Source organism: Streptomyces sp. NPDC044061 (genome assembly GCF_056434305.1).
Window position 1 is genome coordinate 435,941 of record NZ_JBWKFL010000001.1, and the last position, 18,989, is coordinate 454,929.

An 18,989-nucleotide genomic window follows, 5' to 3' on the forward strand; every position below is an offset into this window, starting at 1 on the left:
CGTGCTGCCGTCGGCCGGCGTCCCGCGTCAGCTTCCGTGGTCGCAGACCGACGGCACCCAGGTCAGCTCCTCGTTGCTGCTGAGGCTGTCGAGGTTCTTCAGCAGGTCGTCCAAGTGGCCCGGGTCGGCGAGGAATTCGATGGTGGACTGGGTGAAGGCGTCGCGGACCGGCGGCGGCATGGCGTCGGAGGCGTCGAAGCAGTGGACCGCCTCGGGGTCCAGCAGCCGGCCGGCCAGGGAGCGGTGCCAGGAACCGCCCGCGTCGGTGGCCGGCTGTGCCCGGGTGTCGACGGAGAAGCCGGACTCCTCGGTGTTCCAGGCCCGCTGGGCGTCGGCGGAGGCGAGGTGGCCGATCAGTTCCCGGGCCTGCGGGGTGTCGTGCAGCAGGGCCACCAGGTCCCCGGAGACCTCCCAGGTGTTCCTGGCCCTGGCTCCGGGGATCAGCGCGGCCGAGGGCTTGTAACCGCCGTGCGCGGCCCTCCAGGGCGCGTAGGTGCGCACGAACGACGCCTGGTGCTCCAGCGTGCACTGCCGCGGCCGCTGCGCGAGGAGGCGCGAGACGTCCTGGTAGTCGGTCTTCAGCGCGCGTGCCACGAGTTCGGGGGACCTGTCCGCGCCGACCAGCCGCCCCCAGGTCCGCCAGGCCCGCTCCACCTCCTTGGACTGCCAGGGCAGCAGGCCGCGTGCCCATCGCTGGTAGATCCCGGGGCCGGACTGCTGCAGCAGGATGTCCTCGACCCAGTCCGTGCCGGGCCAGCCGCTGGTGGCGCCGGAGCCCATGCCGAGACACCACTGGTCCGGCCGCCCGGCGGCCTGCCGCAGCTGCCGGTCGCCGGTGCCGCCCGGGTACCAGACGAGGCTCTTGACGTCGGCCTTGAGCGGGAACCAGTACACGTGCCCGTTCAGCGGGGTGGCCCAGGACGTGCCGAACGCGCGGTCGGGGACGAGGTTCTCGACGGGGTGGAGCTGCCCGCGCCCGGCGTAGTCGGCGAGTTCACCCGGGCCGGTGAGCACCACCACGTCGGGTGGTGTGCCGGCCTCCACGTCGGCGCTGAGCACCTGGCTCTCGGCGGAGCTGCCCTGGTAGTCGACGTGGATGTGGTGCCTGCGCTCGAACGGGGCGATCACCGCGTCGTGGAAGTGCCGGGCGTCGTCGCCGGTCCAGTTGGCCAGCAGGGTGACGGTCGGTTCCTGCCCGAGCGCGCGTACGCCCACCACGACGGCCGCCGCGAGCACGGCGAGGCAGCTCGCGACCACGGTGACCACACGCACGAGGTGGCGGGAGGGGCGCCGCCGGGCGCCGGGGGCGGCCGTCGCGGGGCCGCTGCCGGGCGCGCTCACCGGGGCCTGAACCGGTAGTCGTTGATGTGCGGCCGCAGTCCCGTCTCGGCCAGTGCCATGAGCAGAACGCCTCCTATCACGATCCACACCGCGGCCGCCGCGCGGAAGCCGGTGTGCTCCAGGTACGAGGCGGCGTCCCGCCCCGCGCGGGGGATGTCCGGACCGGGCGGCGCCCCGTCGAGCAGGGCGCGGGTGTCCGCCATGCCCTGATGGGTCCACACCGTGAACAGCAGCAGGGACACGAACCCCGCGGCCAGCAGCGTTCCGGCGGCGATGAGCCGGCGGTTGTACCTGCGCCGGAACCGGCGGCGCAGGAAGAGCTGGGTCTCCGCCAGGGCCGCGCCGAGGGCGAGAACGAGCAGCGCGGCCACGCTCCAGCCGAGCCACAGCAGCGGCCCGAAGGAGGTCTGCCGCTTCACGGCCGCCAGCTGTTCGCTCCGCAGCGCCTCGAGCCTGGCCTCGATGCCGGAGTCCTCGGCCTTCAGGATGCTGGTCGCGTAGCTGAGGTACGCCTCGCGCAACACGCTTCCCACGGGCTCCGGTTGGGCCCTCTGGACCATGCCCGCGTACCCGGTGATCAGCCCGGCGACCGTCTGCACGGCCTGCCGGGCCGCCGGGCCGCCGACGTCGTCGGCGGCGGCCACGGAGACGCTCTGCGCGGCCACCGAGATCTGTGTCTGGAACCCGCTGCTGGAGGGGGGCGCACCGGTGGCGTCCGCCTGCGCCTCCTCGAGCGCGTACAGCGCGGTGTCGATGGCGAGGACGGCGGGCGCGCTGGAGGTGCGCAGCGGGTTCGCGTCACCGTGCACGCCCTGGTAGGAGAGGAACAGCGAGAGGGTCAGCACGGCCGAGAGGGCCAGCAGCAGCCGGCGGCGCACGGCCAGCTCGTGGGCGGTCGTACTGCCCTCGTCCGGCGCTCTCCGCCCGGCGGCCAGGAGACGGCCGAGGAGACGGGGCACGGGGGCGGGATCGCGGAGACCGGGGGCGGGGCCGGCGGCCGCGCCGGCGCGCGCCGGGCCGCCGGTCCCGGGCCGTGCGTCCCCACCGGCACCGGCGCGCGCACCCGTGTCGATCCTCATACGGCCCTCCTCAGCAACCGCCCGCAGTCGCCCCCGCAGTACACGGAGTCCGCCGGGCCGATCCATTTGCAGTCGGGGCACTCGACGAGATCGTCGGCACCGGCCGGTTGGGGGCCCTCGGCGCCGGGCCGCTCCGGTGCTCCGGCGGCGGGCGGACCGGACGCGGCCGGCTGCTCCGGCGGGGTGGTCATGGCGCTGGACAGGATCAGGTGCTGCCAGTCGACGTCCTTGAGGCCGTCCCGGACCCGGCCCGTGCCCGGCGCGGCCTCGATCCGGCGCAGGGCGCCCAGCAGTTGGGCGTCGCCGAGTTCCTCGGCCAGGGACAGTGCCCGGGCGAGTTCGCGGTCCGCCTCCGCCCTGCCCTCGGCGCGGCGCAGCCAGGCCCGGCGCGCCCGCGCCACGGCGGCGCTCGCCTGCTGGTACAGCTCGTGGCGGCGGACCCCGGGGTGCTGCCGGGAGGCGTCGAGCGGGTTGTCGGACCAGCGGACCAGGATCGGCCGTGGCGTGGGCAGCCGTACGGTGGGCCCGAAGTCGGGTACGACCACCTCCACGGCGGCGAGCTGGAGGTCCTCGCCGGTCTCGCGGCCGGTCGGGTCGGCGGTCAGCACGACCTGGAAGTGCCGGGTCTCCTCGCCCCAGGCGCGAGTGACGTACTCGGCGCCCCGGTCGCCGAACTCGGTTCCTGTGGGCAGGAGTTCCTGCTCGTTCGGCACGACCTGCTTGACCTGGCGGATCACGGTGCCGGGCGTCGGGGTGAGCCTGATGCGCAGCTCGGGGATCGCGGTGCCGAGCAGTCCGTTCACCAGCTCCTCGTAGGCGGCGGACAGTTCGGACTCGCGGCGGACCGCGCCGGCCCGGCCGTGCAGCCGCCGGGTGATGTTCAGCAGGAGGTCGGCGTCCCAGTCGTCGCCGATACCCCACGCGTCGCAGACGAACCGGCCGTCGCAGGCCTCCAGGGCGGTGTCCAGCGTCATGGTGGCGCGGTGGTCGTGTTCGTTGCGCCCGTCGGTGAGCAGCAGGACGTGCTTGACGGGCGCGGACTGCTTGCTCAGCAGCCGCCGGGCCAGGTCGAGCCAGTGGCCGATGGCGGTGCCGCCGTCGGCGTCCAGGATCCGTACGGCGCGTTCGGCGGCGGCGCGTTCGGCGGGCCCGGCGACGGCCATCACCTCCCGGTCGGTGCCGGGGTGGACCACAGTGGCGTCGAACCGGCCGGAGACCACGGCGAACGCGGTGCCCTCCGGCAGCAGCCGCAGGGCGGCGACCGTGGCGTCCTTCGCGGCGTGCAGTTTCGCGGCCGGGTGCAGCATGGAGCGGGAGGTGTCGACGATCAGCACCTCGGCGAGGGCGGGCCCGGAGCCGCGGGCGGCCGCGGTGACCGGGCGCGGGGCGCCGTTGTGCGTCACCCCGATCTCCAGGATGGCGTGCATCTCCCGGTCGCGGGGCTGCCCGGGCGCGGTCGGCACGGCGGGCAGTTCCTTCTGCTGGCCGACCGCGAGGGTCACCGCGATGTCCTGCCCGGCGTTCCCGCCGTGCCCGCCGTGCTCGGTCTTCCCGCCGTGCTCGGCGTTTCCGATGTTTCCGGTGTTTCCGGCGCTCCCGGCCACGCTCATGGCTGCGTCCCCCTCGCTTCCCGTGTCGGCGTTCTCAGAACGTGGTCATCGGCCGCACGGCGTGGGCCAGGTCGAGCAGCCGGCCGTGTTCGCCGGCGGTGCGCGCCTGCGCGGCCAGTTGCCTGAAGGACTGCTCCAGCAGCGTGCGCAGGGTGCCCTCGGCGCCGGATCCGAACAGGTCACCGGTCGGGAACTCCGGCCCCTCGCCCGGCTTCTGGCGGCAGTGCAGCACGTTCTCGCGGACCTCCGCGACCAGCCGGGCCCGCGACTCGCCGTCCGCGGCCCCGCCGTCCAGGTGCAGCTCGGGCAACCGCCGGTCCGCGTCCCGCAGGTCGGCCGGCGACGGGGCGCGGCCGTGCAGGAGACCGGCGCGGACGCGGACGGCCGCGATGCGGGCCGCGTCGTAGTGGCGGGAGGTGGAGGGTACGTCGTCGAGGACGCGGACGGCCGCGTCCCGGTCGCCGGTGGCCAGGTGGCCGCGGGCCAGGCCGAACGCCGCGGCGGTGTGGGCGAAGTCCCGTGCCCACACGGCCTCGTAGAACCTCATCGCGCGTGCCGTCCGTTGCTCGCCGCCGTGTTCGGCGCAGTAGCCGAGGGCGAGCTTGGGCACGTACTCCCCGGGCAGCGCCCGGTAGACGGCCTCGAAGCAGCTGCCGGCCTCCCGCACCTCGGCCCTGCTCAGGTGCAGCACGCCGCGGTGCCAGGCGATGCGCCAGTCGTGGGCGGCGGCGCGCTCGCCGAGCTGGGTCTCCGCCTCGGCCAGCCAGCTCGCGGCCTCGCCCTGCTCGCCCCTTCTGAGGTAGGCGCGGCACAGCCACAGCGCGGTCTCGGGGGTGCCGAGACGGGACTCGCGGGGCCACTGCCGGGCGACCCGGTCGGGCGCGTCGGGCGGGAAGGTGTCGAGCAGCAGGGCGGCGCCGTCGTCGGGGTCGGGTACCGGCGCCGGGAGGGCGCCTGCGACCTCGGTGGCCGGGGGCGGGGAGACGTCCAGCTCGGCGGGGTGGGTGCCGGGGCGGATGGTCCAGTGGTCCAGGGAGGGGATGGCACCGAGTCCGGCGTCGAGGCTGGCGTCGGTGGCGCGGAACCGGGTGGAGCTCTCGGGCAGCTGCTCGCCGAACTGCAGCGAGCGGTACTCGCGCAGGACCTCCCAGAGCTGGCGGGACATCTCGGTGGCGGAGCGGAACCGGGCGCGGGGTTCGGCGTGGGTGGCGCGGCCGATGAGCCGGCGGAAGGAGTCCGGGGTGAGGCCGCGGGCCGGTTCGGCGCCCTCGGCGAGGGCCTGGAGGGTCATGCCGACGGTGTAGAGGTCGCTGTCGACGTGCCAGCCGCGGCTGTGGATCTCCTCCCTGGGCGGGGCGAAGGTCCTGGTGTACACGTAGGCGGAGGCACGGTCGCCGATGGCGCGGACCGCGCCGAGGTCGACCACCTTGACCGCCCGCCCGAAGTGGATGACGTTGGAGGGCTTCATGTCGCAGTACAGCAGCCCACGTTCGTGCATGTACTGCAGGGCGCCGAGGATCTTGCAGCCGTAGGTGAGGACGTGGTCGAGGCGGGGGCCGCCCTGGAAGATCCGCTCGGCGTCCCGGGCGTCGAAGAGCCGCTGCAGGTCCCGGCCGGCGATGTGGTCCATGACCAGGTAGCCGGTGGGCGAGCGGCCCGGGACCTGGTGTTCGGCGTAGGTGATGAGGCGGACGACGTCGGGGTGGTGCAGGTCCGTCAGGGAGCGGCGCTCCTCCACGGCGTTGCGGCGGGCGAGCGCGTCCTGCGCGTCGATCAGGCCCTTGAGGACGACGCGGTGGCCGTCGGCCCGGGTGTCCTCGGCGAGGTACACCCAGCCGAGGCCGCCGCGCGGCAGACAGCCGAGGACCCGGTAGTGGCCGTCGACCAGGTCGCCCTCGGACAGCTGGGGCAGGAAGGAGTAGGGGGTGCCGCAGCGGGGGCAGCGGCCGGTGACGCGGGCGGGCTGGCCGCCGTAGCCGACGCCGATGGTCATGGTGCAGCCGTTCGCGCCGCAGCGGCGGCCGCCGGTGGGCGGCCGGGGGTCCTCGACCAGGCCGCCCTCGGGGGCGGGGACCTCGGGCAGTCTGACCAGTCCGTGCTGGTCGAGTTCGCCGACGCCGGCGACGGCGTGGGTGGGCTGCGGGCCCGGCGGCTCGTCGGCGCGGGGGTCGTACGGCGGGGGCGGCGGCTGGGTCCGCGGCCCGGTCCCCGGCTCGGTCCGCGGCTCGGTCCGCGGCTCGTGGTGCCGGTGGCCGCAGGTGTCGCAGTAGCCGGTGGCCATGATGTGGCCCGCGCAGCCGGGCCGGATGCACGAGGTCACCGGGCGTCCTCCCGTCCGGGTGCCGTGCCGGAGCAGAAGCCGACGAACCGCCGGGCCGCGGTCTCCGCCTCGTCCACGTCGCAGGGGGTCTGCCGCAGCGACGACAGGGCGAGTTCGTACAGCCGGTAGGCCTCCACGACCCGGTCGCCGCCCTGGGCGGCGGCCCGTTCCCGGCACAGCGGCCACTCGGCGGTGACACGACCGAGGAGTTCCTCGCGGCGGCGCAGCCGGGCGTCGAGGAGCGCCACCGCCTGTTCCAGGCGCAGCCGGCGGCGCTCGGCGGCGTCCTCGAAGGTGAACAGCAGGTCCGCGCCCCGGGGTTCCCGCTCCCGTTCGGGGGTGTGGGCGACCCAGGCGCGCAGCATCCGGGTGCGCCGGACGCCGGCCTCGGCCCGGTCCAGCAGGTCCCGGGTGCCGGGGTCCGGCGCCACGCGGTCCCGGCGCTCGTCGAGCGCTGGCCCCAACTCGTCGACGACGTGGTCGAGTTCGCGATGCAGCCGGATCCAGCGCTCGCGCAGCGGGCGCCGGACGAAGGACTCGGCGGCCTGGGCGGCGCGGCCGCCCTTGCGCCGGAAGACCAGTAGCAGCCGGGCTCCCTGCTGGGCGAGCCGGTCCAGCAGGCCGAGCAGGGCGTCGGGTTCGGCCGCCTGGTCGACGCCGACCAGGACGGCGGCGAGCGGGACACGCAGCGCGCCGAGCCGTTCGGGCCGGGGGTCGCCGCGGATGCCCAGCCGCTCGGCGATCCGGTCCATGACCTGGGTGGCCGTCATTCCCTTGACGTCCAGGGCGAGGTCGTGGCCGCCGGCCGGGGGCACGGTCTCGGGCGGGTCGTCGCCGAAGGCGCTGGTGTTCCCGACGGTGCGCAGCTCCCGGTCGGCCAGGGTGATGGCGCGGGTGAGGGTCCAGGCCCGGGCGCTGCGGGCGGGGACGACGGTGACGAGCACCGGCCAGCCCTCGCCCCGGAACCAGGAGGCGAGTTCGGTGGCGAACGGCACGTCGAGCCGCCCGGCGGCGACCGGGGCGCCGGTGCGCAGCGCCGGGTCGACGGCTTCGGCGCCGTCGGTCCAGGCGGCGACCTGCGGCAGATGACTCAGGATGGTCTCGGTGGGGCTCATGTAGCTGAAGACGGAGCCCGGACGCTCGTCCACGCTGAGGACGATCCCGATGACCTCGTCGGTCTCGTGGTCGACCACTCCCCCGCCGCTGAAGCCGGGTTCGGCCCGTTCCTCGGGGGTCTGTGGGCGCAGCTGCACCTGGCTGTCCCGGCCGCGGGCGGCGACCAGGGTGGCGCCGTGCCAGCGGCCGCCGTCGTCGCCCTCCGGGAAGCCGTACATGCTCACCGGTCCGTGCGGCGAGGCGAGCCGGTACAGCCGGGTGGTGTGCTCGGCGGGCAGGGTCTCGGCCAGCCGCAGCAGGGCCAGATCGCCGATGCGGTCGCCGAAGGCGTCCTCCCGCTGCGGCACGTGCTCGTCCGCGCGGGCCGTGGCCGCCACACCGGGTACGCCGGGCACGCCGACGAAGTGGACGACGTAGGTCCGTCCGGGACGGACCACATGGGCCGCGGTGAGCACCCGGTCGGGGGCGAGCAGCACCCCCGCACCCAGGACCCGCCCCTCCGGCTCCTCGATGCGGGCCACCCAAGGTGGCGTCCGTAACCGTGACTTGACGGCTCGCTCCCCCGTGCGCGTCATGTCACCCGAGGTTACTCCGCGTGCCCTTCCGGTACCACTGGTGTGCACGGGGTTCAGCGGCCGGGAAGCTCCTCGCGTGCCTGCCAGCCGCTCCAGCGCCGTACGGTGACGGTGATCACCGGTCCGGCCGGCGGATGGTCCCCGTACTGCGGGTACTTCTCGCACAGCAGGCCGACGGCGGTCTCGTACGCATGCCGTACGGCCGGTTCTGCGGCGTCGGGCGGGAGGATGCGGGCTTCGCCGTCGGCGCGGGCCCACCACAGGTGGTCCCAGTTCTCGTCGTAGGCGTCCGCGAGCAGGCACACCGGAGGGTGCGCGGCGATGTTGCGGAGCCGCTTGAGGCGGGCGGTGGTCTTCGGTTTGTGGTCCACGGCCGTCACCAGCCGGTCGGTGCCGTCGAGGGTGTGCCGGGCGAAGACCACCGGCACCTGGTGGGGGTGGCCCGCCGCGTCCACCGTGGCCAAACGGGCCACCCGGGCGGCATCGAACCGGCGCCGCGCCTCCGCCTCCTCCAGCTCCGGCATCCTCGCTCCCCCGGCCGTCAGCGGGCGTGCAGCGCGTCGAGTACGTCGAGCACGTCGGCGTCCGTCAGCTGCTCGAAGTCGTCGTACCACTGGCCGACGGCGCTGAAGGCGGCCGGCCGGTACGGGCAGAGGACCGTGTCGGCCTCGGCGGCGAGTTGGTCGAGGGAGTCCGGGGCGCCGACCGGGACGGCCAGGACGACCCGGGCGGGTGCCCGGCGCCACACGTGGCGCAGGGCGGCGCGGGCGGTGGCGCCGGTGGCCAGCCCGTCGTCGACGACTATCACCGTGCGGCCCCGCAGTTCCAGGGGCGGGCGGTCGCCGCGGTAGCGGTGCTCGCGCCGGTCGAGTTCGCGCCGTTCGCGCTCCACGGCCGGGGCGAGCCGTTCCTCGGTGAGACCCAGCTGGTCGAGGGTGTCCGCGTCGAAGAGGGGTGGGTCGTCGGCGGCGAGGGCGCCCACGGCGAACTCCTGGTGGTGCGGCGCGCCGATCTTGCGTACGACGAGCACGTCGAGCGGGGCGTCGAGAGCCCGGGCGACGGGTGCGGCGACGGCGATCCCGCCGCGCGGCAGTGCGAGGACGACGGGGTCGGGCAGTTCACCCTGGTCGCGCAGTTCGCTCAGCAGGCCGGCGAGTGTCCGTCCGGCCTCGGCCCGGTCCTTGAAGCGCATGGGCTGGTCCTCTCGCCGGGTGCCTTCCTCCCCCCTACCTCCATGGTGCTACGGCGGTGTGTCACGCCGTCCAGGCATCCCCTTTAATTCGCACACATGAGCTATACACTGAGTGTATAGTCCCGGCATGCCTCTTTCGACTTCGCCCGAGAAGACCGCGGTCCCGCAGCGCACGCTCATGAAGATGCGCGGGCGTGCCCGAAGGTTGCGTCTGTCCGGCCTCGCCTCCGCCGCCGCCTGCCTGGCGCTGACACTGTCCGGCTGCGCGCAGGTCGACACGACGTCGCCCAGCTCGGCGCGCGCCGCGGCGGCGCACGGGGCACCCGCGCGGTTCGGGACCGTCGACTGCCGCGAGGCGAAGTGCATCGCGCTCACCTTCGACGCGGGGCCGAGCGAGAACTCGGCGCGGCTGCTCGACATCCTGAAGGAGAAGAAGGTCCCGGCGACCTTCTTCCTGCTCGGCAAGCGGCACATCGACACGTATCCGGAGCTGGTCAAGCGGATGGCGGCCGAGGACCACGAGGTCGCGAGCCACACCTGGGACCACAAGATCCTCACCCGGGTCTCGGACGCGCAGATACGCGAGGAACTGAAGCGGCCCGACGACGCGATAGAGCGGCTCACCGGGCGCAAGCCCACCCTGATGCGCCCGCCGCAGGGCCGCACGGACGCCGACGTGCACAGGATCGCCAAGGAGGAGGGCCTGGCGGAGGTCCTGTGGAGCGTGACCGCGAAGGACTACACGACCGACGACTCCGCCCTGATCACCAAGCGGGTCCTGGCCCAGGTGTCCCGGGACGGGATCATCCTGCTGCACGACATCTACAAGGGCACCGTGCCCGCCGTACCCGGCATCATCGACGCGCTGAAGGCGCGCGGCTACGTCTTCGTGACGGTGCCTCAGCTCCTGGCCCCCGGCAAGGCGGTGCCCGGGAAGGTGTACCGGCCCTGAGCCACCGGGGCACCGGGAGGGGCGAGTTGTGGGCCGGACAGGTGAGGCGGGGCCGAAGGCACAGGTGGCCGCCGCGGATTCCCTACGATCGTGCCGTGCCCTTCTTCTCTTTCGAACGCACCGTGCCGCTCCCGCTCGAGGAGACCTGGCGCCGGCTCACGGAGTGGCCCCGCCACGGTGACGCGGTTCCCCTGACCCGGGTCACCGTGGACACACCCGCCCCGACCCGCGAGGGCACCCGCGTCGTGGCCCGTTCGGGCCTCGGCCCCCTCGGCTTCGAGGACCCCATGGAGGTCACCCGCTGGCGGCCCCCGCAGGACGGCGAGCCCGGCCTGTGCCGTCTGGAGAAGCGGGGACGGGTGATCCTGGGCTGGGCCGAGATCGAGGTCCGGCCGGGCCCGGGCGGCCGCAGCCGCGTGGTCTGGCGCGAGGATCTGCGCATCAACTTCCTGCCGCGCTGCTTCGACGGCGTCGTGCAGCGGACGTCGCGGGTGGTGTTCGGGCGGCTGGTGAACCGGTTGCTGAGGAAGTCCTGACGGGTCCGGCACGCACCGGTCAGGGCATCCCGTCCGGATCTCCCTCCGGCCGACCGTCGGACGCGCCGGTTCCGTCGGACCGCAGGAAGCGGGCCCGGTGCCGTTCGAAGAGCCGACTCGCTTCGCCGTACCGTCGCTCCCACTCCTCGCGTTCCGCATCGTGACCGGGCTTCCAGTCGTCGATGACGGGGTCGAAGCCCTCCGGGTAGACGTAGTTGCCCTGATCGTCGTACGACTCGGTCATGCCGTACACGGCCGGATCGAACTCGGCCCCGTGGGGATCACCGGCGAAGATCTGGTCGGCCTGTCTGACGGACAGCGCGATCCTGTGGCGTACCAGGTCGATGTCGACGACCCTGACGAAGACCTCGTCGCCGGCCCGGACGACCTGCTCCGGGCTCTGCACGCGGTGCTCTGCCAGTTCGGAGATGTGGATCAGGCCCTCGATGCCCTCGTCGAGGCGGACGAAGGCGCCGAACGGCACCAGCTTCGTGACCTCGCCGGTCATCACCTGCCCGATCCGGTGGATGCGGGCGAACTGCCGCCACGGGTCTTCCTGGGTCGCCTTCAGCGACAGGGACACGCGCTGGCGCTCCAGGTCGATGTCGATGACCTCCACGCAGACCTCCTGACCGATCTCGACCGCCTCGGACGGGTGGTCGATGTGCCTCCAGGACAGCTCGGACACGTGGATCAGACCGTCGACGCCCCCCAGGTCCACGAAGGCGCCGAAATCGACGACGGAGGACACCACCCCGAAGCGGACCTGCCCCTTCTGGAGGGTCGTGAGGAACCTCCGACGGGCCTCGCCCAGGGTCTCCTCCAGCAGGGCGCGCCGGGACAGGACCACGTTGCCGCGCGACTCGTCCGCCTCCACGACCTTCGCCTGCAGTTCCTTTCCCACGTACGGCCCGAGGTCGCGGACCCGTCGCATCTCCAGGAGCGAGGCGGGCAGGAAGGCGCGCAGGCCGACGTCGACGACGAGGCCGCCCTTGACGACCTCGACGACCGTCCCCGTGACAGTGCCGTCGCCGGCCTGGGCCTGCCGGATCATCTCCCAGGCGCGGGCGTGCCCCGCCCGCTTCTTCGACAGGACCGGGCGGCCCCGCTCGTCCGCCTCTCGAAGGATCAGGACCTCGATCGCGTCGCCGACGGCCACGATCTCGTGGGGGTCGGCGACGTCGACGATCGAGAGTTCGCCGCTCGGGACGACGCCTTCCGTTCCGGGGCCGATGCTGACCAGGACCAGGTCCCGGCTCACCACGACGACGACGCCGTCCACGATGTCGCCCTCGCGGAAACGCATGCTCGTCCCGTCGATCGCCGTGTGGGGCATCTCGTTCCTGGTGACCGCGGCGCGGGCATCGATGTCGAGGCCTCGCACGCTGTCGCGCAGGTACTGCAGGAATCTCTCCCTGGCCTCGAGTGCGTCCGCGTCCTCGGCCCGGAGCCGTGCGACCTCGGGCGCGATGCGTTCGAGCTCCTCCAGAGCCCCCAGGATCTTCTCCCGTTCCAGCCTCTCGGCGATGCGCGGACGTCCGAGGTCGCGCAGCGTCTCCCGGAACGACCGGTAGACGCTGCCCTCCTTCGCCCAGTCGCCGAAGGCGTCCTTCAGCGTCAGCAGCATGGTGCTGCCGCCACCGGACCGCTCCTCCTCACCCGAGGCGATCCTCCGGCAGGTGGCCGATGAGGCGCGCACCAGGCGGGTCACGGGGTGCCCCTCACCGAGCAGGGCGCCGGTGCTCCGGGCGCGCTCGTCCAGTGTCGCGGCCAACCGGTCCGCCCTGCCCGGCACCTCCGTAGCCCGGACCGCCTCCACCTGAGCGGTGACCAGGTTGGCGAGAGCCGCCACGGAGCGTGGATGCTCGGGCCCAAGCCGGGACTCGAGCCGTCGGGCCACGGACTCCAGCGAGCGGACCGCTCGCTCCAGCCGCAGGGGTGACCGGGCGACGCGCGCCGACTCCACCTGGGTCGCGGCGAGATCGGCCTGCACCCCGAGCGCTTGGGGGTGATCGGCACCGAGCATGGCGGCGAGCCGCTGACTGGCGACTTCCAGGGCCTTCATCGCGGTATCGAGCGCCCGCCGGTCGTCCGCCTCCAGCGCGGCTTCGACACGCGCCACGGCCAGGTTGGCCACGGCGAGGAAGGCACGCGGGGTGCTGCCGTCCAGACCCGCGAGCAAACTCCCGGTGCTGTGGGCGAGTTCGGCCAGCTTGCGGGTGCTGTTTCCCATGCCGCTGCCGGTCCGGCTCAGGTGCAGTTCCACCGTGGCCAGAAGCTCGCGCAACTCGCGAGTCCGCTCTCCGTCCAGGCCGGCCAACAGCGGTCGGGCCGCCGCCACCCAGTGCGCGGCCGTGGAGAAGTCGCCCCGGCCGAGTTCCACCGCGGCGAGATTGACCAGTGTGGCCGCCCTGAGGTGCTGGTCCTCGTCCCCCGCGAACACCATGAGCAGCAGGCGCGCCTTGTCCAGCAGCCCCAGTGACACACCCACCGCCGCTAGCGCGTTGGCGAGTTCCGCCGTCCGACCGCCGCGCTCGCCGCCCCGGCTCCCGATCAGACGGGTCTCGAGGTGCTCGAACAGTCGCCCGGCCTCGTCCCGCAGTCCCAGCTCCAACAGCATCCGGTCGAGCCGGATCGCCGCCGCCAGCGCGGGAGGGCTCCAGTCGGCGGGGCGGCTGTCGGGGCACAGGGTGAGGACAAAGCCCACGAGGCTCGGGACGTGGGTGAAGCGCAGCCCTCCGGGATCACGCAGCGCCTCCTCGGCACATTCCACTGCGGCGTCGAAGGACTCAATCACGGATGTCCACCCCCTTCGCCGCCCTGACGACCTCGTCCAGCATGCGTATCTGATAGGGCGGCAGATCCCTCGGGTCCACGAGCCCTTCGGCCGCCAGGTCCTGGAATCCGCGCAGCACCTGCCGCGCCGTGTCGAGCGCCTGTGTGACCCGTTCACCGGCCCCGGCACCGTCGGTCAACGTCGGGACGGGATCGCCGGGTGGGTCGACGGCCGACGGCGGTTCGTGGTCCGCCGGTTCGCTGAGCGGCGGAGGGTCCGGAAGGCCCGTGCGGAGGAGTCCCAGCAGGTTCTGGGCGGAGAGCCCCTCGAACACCTCGATGACGCTCCCGATCGCGCCCGCCGCCAGCGAGTTCTCGGCTCCGTCCCGCAGCCGGCGGGCCAGTTCCGGCTCCAGGAGGATCCCCACCACCGCCTGGTCGTGCCCCTCGGTTCGCCGCTCGACCGGCCCGCCCGCGTACGCGGCGTACTCGTGGGGGGTGTGGTCGGTGGCGAGTTCCATGACGGCGACGGCCCGTGCGGAGCCGCTGGGTCTGTCCTCGCTGACGTCGTCGACGGTACCGCCGAGCAGGGCACGGTTCGGGCCGGGTCGGTAAGGGGCGTGCCACACGTCTCCCTTGACGGCGTGGTCGGCCAGCGGTGTGGCGTAGTCCGCGAGGGAGGTCGGCATGACGCAGATCAGGGCGAGCCCGACGTCGTCGGCGACCTCGTACACCATCGCCTTCAGCGGGAGCCCGTGAGCGGTGTGCAGGTCGATCGTGTCACCCGTGGTCAAGCCGGGCAGGCAGGTCGTCGCCGTGAGCGCGAAGTAGCGGGTCACGAAGAATCCGCCGCCGAGCAGGGCGTCGTCACGGGATATGGCCACCCAGTATTCGTCGTGCCCCATGAAGTACCTCAGGTCCCGCTCGTCCCCAACGCCCGGTCCTCACACACGCGTTGACGCAGCCGTGGTTCGCGTACCGCTCGCCGGCGACGCCTCGCACGAGCGTACCGGCAGGAGCAGGGACCGTGTCCCCGTACGCCTCCGCGCACACCACGGAACGCGTGGATCGCAAGCGGGTCAGCCCCGCCCGAGCACCCGCCGGGCGCCGGCGACGACGGCGGTGGCCAGGGTCCAGCCGGACACGACGAGGAAGACGGCCACCGCCTTGTCGATGCCGACCGGGTCCCAGGCTCCGCGGTATCCGAGGCTCGCGACCGGGACCAGGAGGTCGAGGCTGTACAGGACGGGGTCCCAGCTGCGACCGGTACCTCCGCCGACCGGGCGCGGCCGGTTGTACGAGAACCACAGGGAGCCTGCGATCACCAGTGACAGCAGCCAGAGAAGGGCTCGCCGGGGTGCGTAGCCGTAGCCGAAGAGCACGTCCTGCACCACTCCCCACACCCGGCCCGACAGCCGGTCGGTGCGGCGGAGATGGCGTTCGCGAGCGTGCCGGACAGTGCGGGCGGAGCGTTCGTCGCCGGCGCCTTCGTACGCTCTGGCGAGCTGCTCGAAGGAACCCGCGCCCGCGTGGGTGTCGCGGGTCAGCCAGGCGATGCGGGACCGGACGGCGACCGGCTCGTCGGTCTCCAGACGCTTGTACGCGAAGCCTTCGAGGTGAAGCTTCCCGGCGGCCGGCCAGGTGGCCTCGGCGTCCACGAGGACGTCCACCGTCGCGTCCTGCAGCACCACCCGCCCCGCCGGGGCCGCGCGCAGGTCGAGGCGGAGACGGGGCACCCGCAGCCTGCTGAGCAGCAGGGAGCCGGCGGGCTCGGTGAGGAGGCTGTCGTGGAAGGTCACCACTCCCCCGACCTCCGCGGCCCGCAGCAGCACCTGCCCCGCACTGCGGAAACCCCAGTCGGCGTAGCAGCCCCCGCCGCACACGAGCCCGGTGGCGTCGATGCCGCCGACGTCGGCCGACTGGAGGTTGACGGCATGCGTGACGCGCGCCTGCCTCAGGTAGAGGGCGCCGGAGGCCTTCAGTTCGCGAGCCTCCACCGAGCCGCCGACGCTCAGCCGGGGGGCGAGCCAGGACCAGGCACAGGTGCCGGTCACCGTGAGCCGCTCGACCACGAGGTTGCCGCCGATCCGCGCGTCGGCCAACCGCAGGACGCCTGTCGTGTCCCTTTCCCGGACACGTCGCGGCGCCCGTGTCCCGTCGCCACTCGCCGCCGGGTCGGCCAGGGGCCGCGGCTCGTCGTGGCCGTCTCCCAGGCAGGCGCCGGACATGCGGAGTTCACCGTCGACCACCATGCGGTCGGCACGCAGCGCCGGCATCGAACTGCCGGACAGGTCCAGGGCGTTGACCGTGAGTTGGGTGAGGTCGACGGGTTCTTCGAAGACGCAGTCGATGAGCGCGAGAGCGGTGGCGAGGCGGCAGTCGCGGAGATCCAGGACGCCGGTGACGCGCAGGCCCTCGTACCGGGGCGCCGGTCCGTCGTCCGGACAGTGCGCGGTGATCGCGGAGCGGAGTGCGGAGGCGTCGACCGTACCGGACAGTACCGCGGCACGGCGCCGACGCCGACTTCCCCTGTGACGCACCATGTTGATCCCCCTTCTCCCCGCAAGGGGATACCATGCGCCGCCCGCGACTCGCACGCGCGATCGGAGCCGGGCAGGGCCGTCCATACTGAGGTCATGGAGCGTTCTCCTTCCGAGGTTCCGGCCGTGTTCGGCGACGAAGCCGTCGATCGGGCACTCGCCAAATGGCTGCACACCAACCACGTCAAGCTGTCCGAGGTGGAGGCGCTCAAGACAGGCGGCAGCGGCGGGAAACTCGTCTCCGCCTACGTCCGTTGGCGTGATCCCCGGCGGACCGGGGGACGGTTGATCATCAAGCGGGTCGCCCCGTCACCCGATGCCGCCGCCGAGCCGCACAACCACAACTCCGCCCTGCTGAGCCGTGAACCGGGCAACGAGACGTTCATCGACCGGCATCTGGTGGCTCTGGCCGACAACCCCTGGCCGGTGGGTGACTCCTGGCTGATGCTGCAACAGCCCGCGGGGGACGGGACAGAGGAGACCGACACGCTGGCCGGGCTCGGTCGGCCGCTGCGGCTGCCCGGGATCTCGAAGGCGATCGTCACCGGGGTGCTGGGGCAGTGGAACCCGTCGGCACCGGACGTCGACACCATGCCGGCGGCCGCGTTCGTCAGGGAGTTGCTGGGCAGACGTCTGGACGCCGGTGCCCCGCTGCGCACTTGGGTCCGCGACCGCCTCGGCACGCGCCTGGAGTCACTGGAGTGGTTCAGGTCGGCCGAGGGTGCCCGCCCGCTGCCGAACCCCCTCCTCCTGACGGACGATTGCCTGCTCGGCCGGTCCAACGTCCGCTACACCGCGCGGGGACGTGCTCACGGGGACCTGCACCCGGGAAACATCATGGTGCCGGTCCGAGTGGACGCCTCCACCGAGGACTTCACCCTCATCGACCTGTCCCGCTTCGACGAGCACGCGCTGCTGGCCCGTGATCCCGTCCATCTGCTGCTGTGCCTGGTGGCCGACGCCTTTCTCCCTCACATGTCGGGCGACGCCCGGGACGAACTGATCGCCGGGCTGGTCGGTTCGCACTGTGCCGGACCGCTGGTCCCGCAGGGCCTGGCCGACACGGTGAAGACGGTGCGCCGGGCGATGGTGGAGTGGGGCGCGCGTCACCACATCAACGCCGGCTGGCAGCAGCAGTGGTACCTGGCGCTCCAGGCCTGCGCGCTGATGTTCACCGCGCGCGAGCGGTACCCGGACGCCGACCGCCGGTGGTTCTTCCGGCTGGCCGCGGAGGCCTGCGGGGCGTACTGCGACGAGGCGAGGGTGCCCCGCCCCGACAGCGCGCCGCTGCTGAGCAAGGGCACGGTCCCCCAGGTTCCGGCGCCCGCCGCACCGCCGGTGCACACCCCGGCGAGGTCCCCCGCGACAGCCGACGGTGAGCCCGTCATGGAGGTGCTCGCGGAGGTCCTCGACACCTTCGAGCGGCCGCTGGAATGGCTCTCCCTGGCACCGGCGTCAGAGGTCACACAGGAACGGGTGGAGATCATCGGCCGCAGAGCTCGTGAGTTCAGGACCACCCTCGGCAAGCGGCTCGACATCTCGGACGGGGCGCTCACCGGCGACACAGCCTGGGACCTCGACCAGGTCCTCGGCAAGCTCGGCCAAGTCGTACTGCATACGGACGAGCTGAGGCAGTTGAGGATTGCCGGGGCCCCCTCGGACCGGTTCCCGAGCGAGGCGGCACGGTCCGGCTACGAAGCAGCCCGCGAACGGCTTGTGAACACGATGAATGACCTTCTCGGTCACGTCCGGCGCGCGACGGCCTCGCTGCGGGCCCGGGTGGCCTGACCGCTCAGGCCACCGACCCGATCCGCCCCGCCGGCACGGAGGCCGTGTCGTGGTGGATCGGGGTGTGTGCGCCGGTGAGTGACCGACCGCTTCCGCCCCGGCGGCCCGCGACGATCTCCGCCGCGATGGACAGGGCCGTCTCCTCCGGTGTGCGGGCGCCGAGGTCGAGGCCGATCGGGGAGCGCAGGCGGGCCAGTTCGAGTTCGGTGACGCCGACCTCGCGCAGGCGCTCGTTGCGGTCCAGGTGGGTGCGGCGGGAGCCCATCGCGCCGACGTAGGCGACCGGCAGGCGCAGGGCCGTCCGCAGCAGGGGGACGTCGAACTTGGCGTCGTGGGTGAGGACGCACAGGACGGTACGGCCGTCCACCTCCGTGCCCTCCAGGTACTTGTGGGGCCACTCGACGACGATCTCGTCGGCCTCCGGGAAGCGGGTACGGGTGGCGAACACCGGGCGGGCGTCGCACACCGTGACGTGGTAGCCGAGGAACTTGCCGACGCGCACCAGGGCGGAGGCGAAGTCGATGGCGCCGAAGACGACCATCCGGGGGGCGGGGACCGAGGATTCGACCAGGACCGTGAGCGGGGCGCCGCAGCGTGAGCCCTGTTCGCCGATCTCCAGGGTGCCGGTGCGGCCCGCGTCCAGGAAGGCGCCGGCCTCGGCGGCGACCGTGCGGTCCAGTTCGGGGTGGGCCCCGAAGCCGCCGTCGAAGGAGCCGTCGGGGCGGACCAGGAGGGCCCGGCCCGTCAGGTCGGCCGGTCCCTCGACGATCCGCGCGACCGCCGCCGCCTCCCCTCGTGCGGCGGCGGCCAGCGCGGCCGCGACCACCGGCCGGGCGGGACCGTCCGCCCGGACCGGGGTGACGAGGATGTCGATGACGCCGCCACAGGTCAGGCCGACGGCGAAGGCATCCTCGTCGCTGTACCCGAAGCGTTCGAGGACGGTCTCCCCGTCCTCCAGCGCCTGTTGGCACAGCTCGTACACGGCGCCCTCCACACACCCGCCGGAGACCGAGCCGATGGCGGTGCCGTCGGCGTCCACCGCGAGGGCGGCGCCCGGCTGGCGCGGGGCGCTGCCGCCGACGGCCACCACGGTGGCGACGGCGAAGTCACGGCCCTGCTCGACCCACCGGTTCAGCTCCTCGGCGATGTCCAGCATCTCTCGGTC

At 73.4% G+C, this 18,989-nt stretch carries 13 protein-coding genes and 1 pseudogene; 3 read left to right on the top strand and 11 right to left on the bottom strand.

Annotated features, from left to right (window positions below):
• Positions 1-27: 27 nt before the first annotated feature.
• The 7 genes from AC07CM_RS02000 to AC07CM_RS02030 are packed head-to-tail and all read right to left on the bottom strand — an operon-like array spanning position 28 to position 9,233.
• The gene (locus tag AC07CM_RS02000) at positions 28-1,341 is read right to left on the bottom strand and encodes an extracellular solute-binding protein (protein WP_478874361.1); all 1,314 of its coding nucleotides are present in this window, start codon (positions 1,339-1,341) and stop codon (positions 28-30) included.
• Complete coding sequence (locus AC07CM_RS02005) at positions 1,338-2,420, bottom strand: hypothetical protein (protein WP_478874362.1); 1,083 nt, start codon at positions 2,418-2,420, stop codon at positions 1,338-1,340. The genes AC07CM_RS02000 and AC07CM_RS02005 overlap by 4 nt, the downstream gene beginning before the upstream one ends.
• Entirely contained in the window at positions 2,417-4,030 is a 1,614-nt protein-coding gene (locus AC07CM_RS02010; RefSeq protein WP_478874363.1) for a VWA domain-containing protein, read from the bottom strand. Before AC07CM_RS02010 ends, AC07CM_RS02005 begins: the two co-directional genes overlap by 4 nt.
• A 34-nt stretch (positions 4,031-4,064) precedes the next feature.
• Positions 4,065-6,350: a serine/threonine-protein kinase gene (locus AC07CM_RS02015; RefSeq protein WP_478874364.1), complete on the bottom strand. Its 2,286-nt coding sequence runs from the start codon at positions 6,348-6,350 to the stop codon at positions 4,065-4,067.
• The gene (locus tag AC07CM_RS02020; protein ID WP_478874365.1) at positions 6,347-8,041 is read right to left on the bottom strand and encodes a S1 family peptidase; all 1,695 of its coding nucleotides are present in this window, start codon (positions 8,039-8,041) and stop codon (positions 6,347-6,349) included. The genes AC07CM_RS02015 and AC07CM_RS02020 overlap by 4 nt, the downstream gene beginning before the upstream one ends.
• 53 nt (positions 8,042-8,094) lie before the next feature.
• Positions 8,095-8,565: a TIGR03668 family PPOX class F420-dependent oxidoreductase gene (locus tag AC07CM_RS02025; RefSeq protein WP_478874366.1), complete on the bottom strand. Its 471-nt coding sequence runs from the start codon at positions 8,563-8,565 to the stop codon at positions 8,095-8,097.
• Between the two features lie 17 nt (positions 8,566-8,582).
• A complete protein-coding gene (locus AC07CM_RS02030) occupies positions 8,583-9,233 on the bottom strand; it encodes a phosphoribosyltransferase (RefSeq protein ID WP_478874367.1) in 651 nt (216 codons plus the stop codon).
• A gap of 178 nt (positions 9,234-9,411) precedes the next feature.
• Between AC07CM_RS02030 and AC07CM_RS02035 the strand changes: the two genes are divergently transcribed.
• A complete protein-coding gene (locus AC07CM_RS02035) occupies positions 9,412-10,185 on the top strand; it encodes a polysaccharide deacetylase family protein (protein ID WP_478874456.1) in 774 nt (257 codons plus the stop codon).
• Between the two features lie 95 nt (positions 10,186-10,280).
• Positions 10,281-10,721, top strand: coding sequence for an SRPBCC family protein (locus AC07CM_RS02040; protein WP_478874368.1), 441 nt, complete (start codon positions 10,281-10,283; stop codon positions 10,719-10,721).
• 52 nt (positions 10,722-10,773) lie between these two features.
• Here AC07CM_RS02040 and rpsA read toward each other — a convergent pair.
• The 3 genes and pseudogenes from rpsA to AC07CM_RS02055 all read right to left on the bottom strand — a co-directional run.
• A pseudogene (rpsA, locus tag AC07CM_RS02045) lies at positions 10,774-12,045 on the bottom strand (30S ribosomal protein S1); the annotation flags it as partial.
• A gap of 1,465 nt (positions 12,046-13,510) precedes the next feature.
• Complete coding sequence (locus AC07CM_RS02050; protein ID WP_478874369.1) at positions 13,511-14,401, bottom strand: hypothetical protein; 891 nt, start codon at positions 14,399-14,401, stop codon at positions 13,511-13,513.
• 174 nt (positions 14,402-14,575) lie between these two features.
• Positions 14,576-16,039 carry a hypothetical protein gene (locus AC07CM_RS02055; protein WP_478874370.1) on the bottom strand — a complete coding sequence of 488 codons (1,464 nt, stop codon included), beginning with the start codon at positions 16,037-16,039 and terminating at the stop codon, positions 14,576-14,578.
• A gap of 93 nt (positions 16,040-16,132) precedes the next feature.
• Between AC07CM_RS02055 and AC07CM_RS02060 the strand changes: the two genes are divergently transcribed.
• Complete coding sequence (locus AC07CM_RS02060) at positions 16,133-17,824, top strand: hypothetical protein (protein WP_478874371.1); 1,692 nt, start codon at positions 16,133-16,135, stop codon at positions 17,822-17,824.
• Positions 17,825-17,828: 4 nt separating this feature from the next.
• Here the strand turns inward: AC07CM_RS02060 and AC07CM_RS02065 are convergent, their stop codons facing one another.
• A complete protein-coding gene (locus AC07CM_RS02065) occupies positions 17,829-18,980 on the bottom strand; it encodes an XdhC family protein (protein ID WP_478874372.1) in 1,152 nt (383 codons plus the stop codon).
• Between the last annotated feature and the right edge of the window lie 9 nt (positions 18,981-18,989).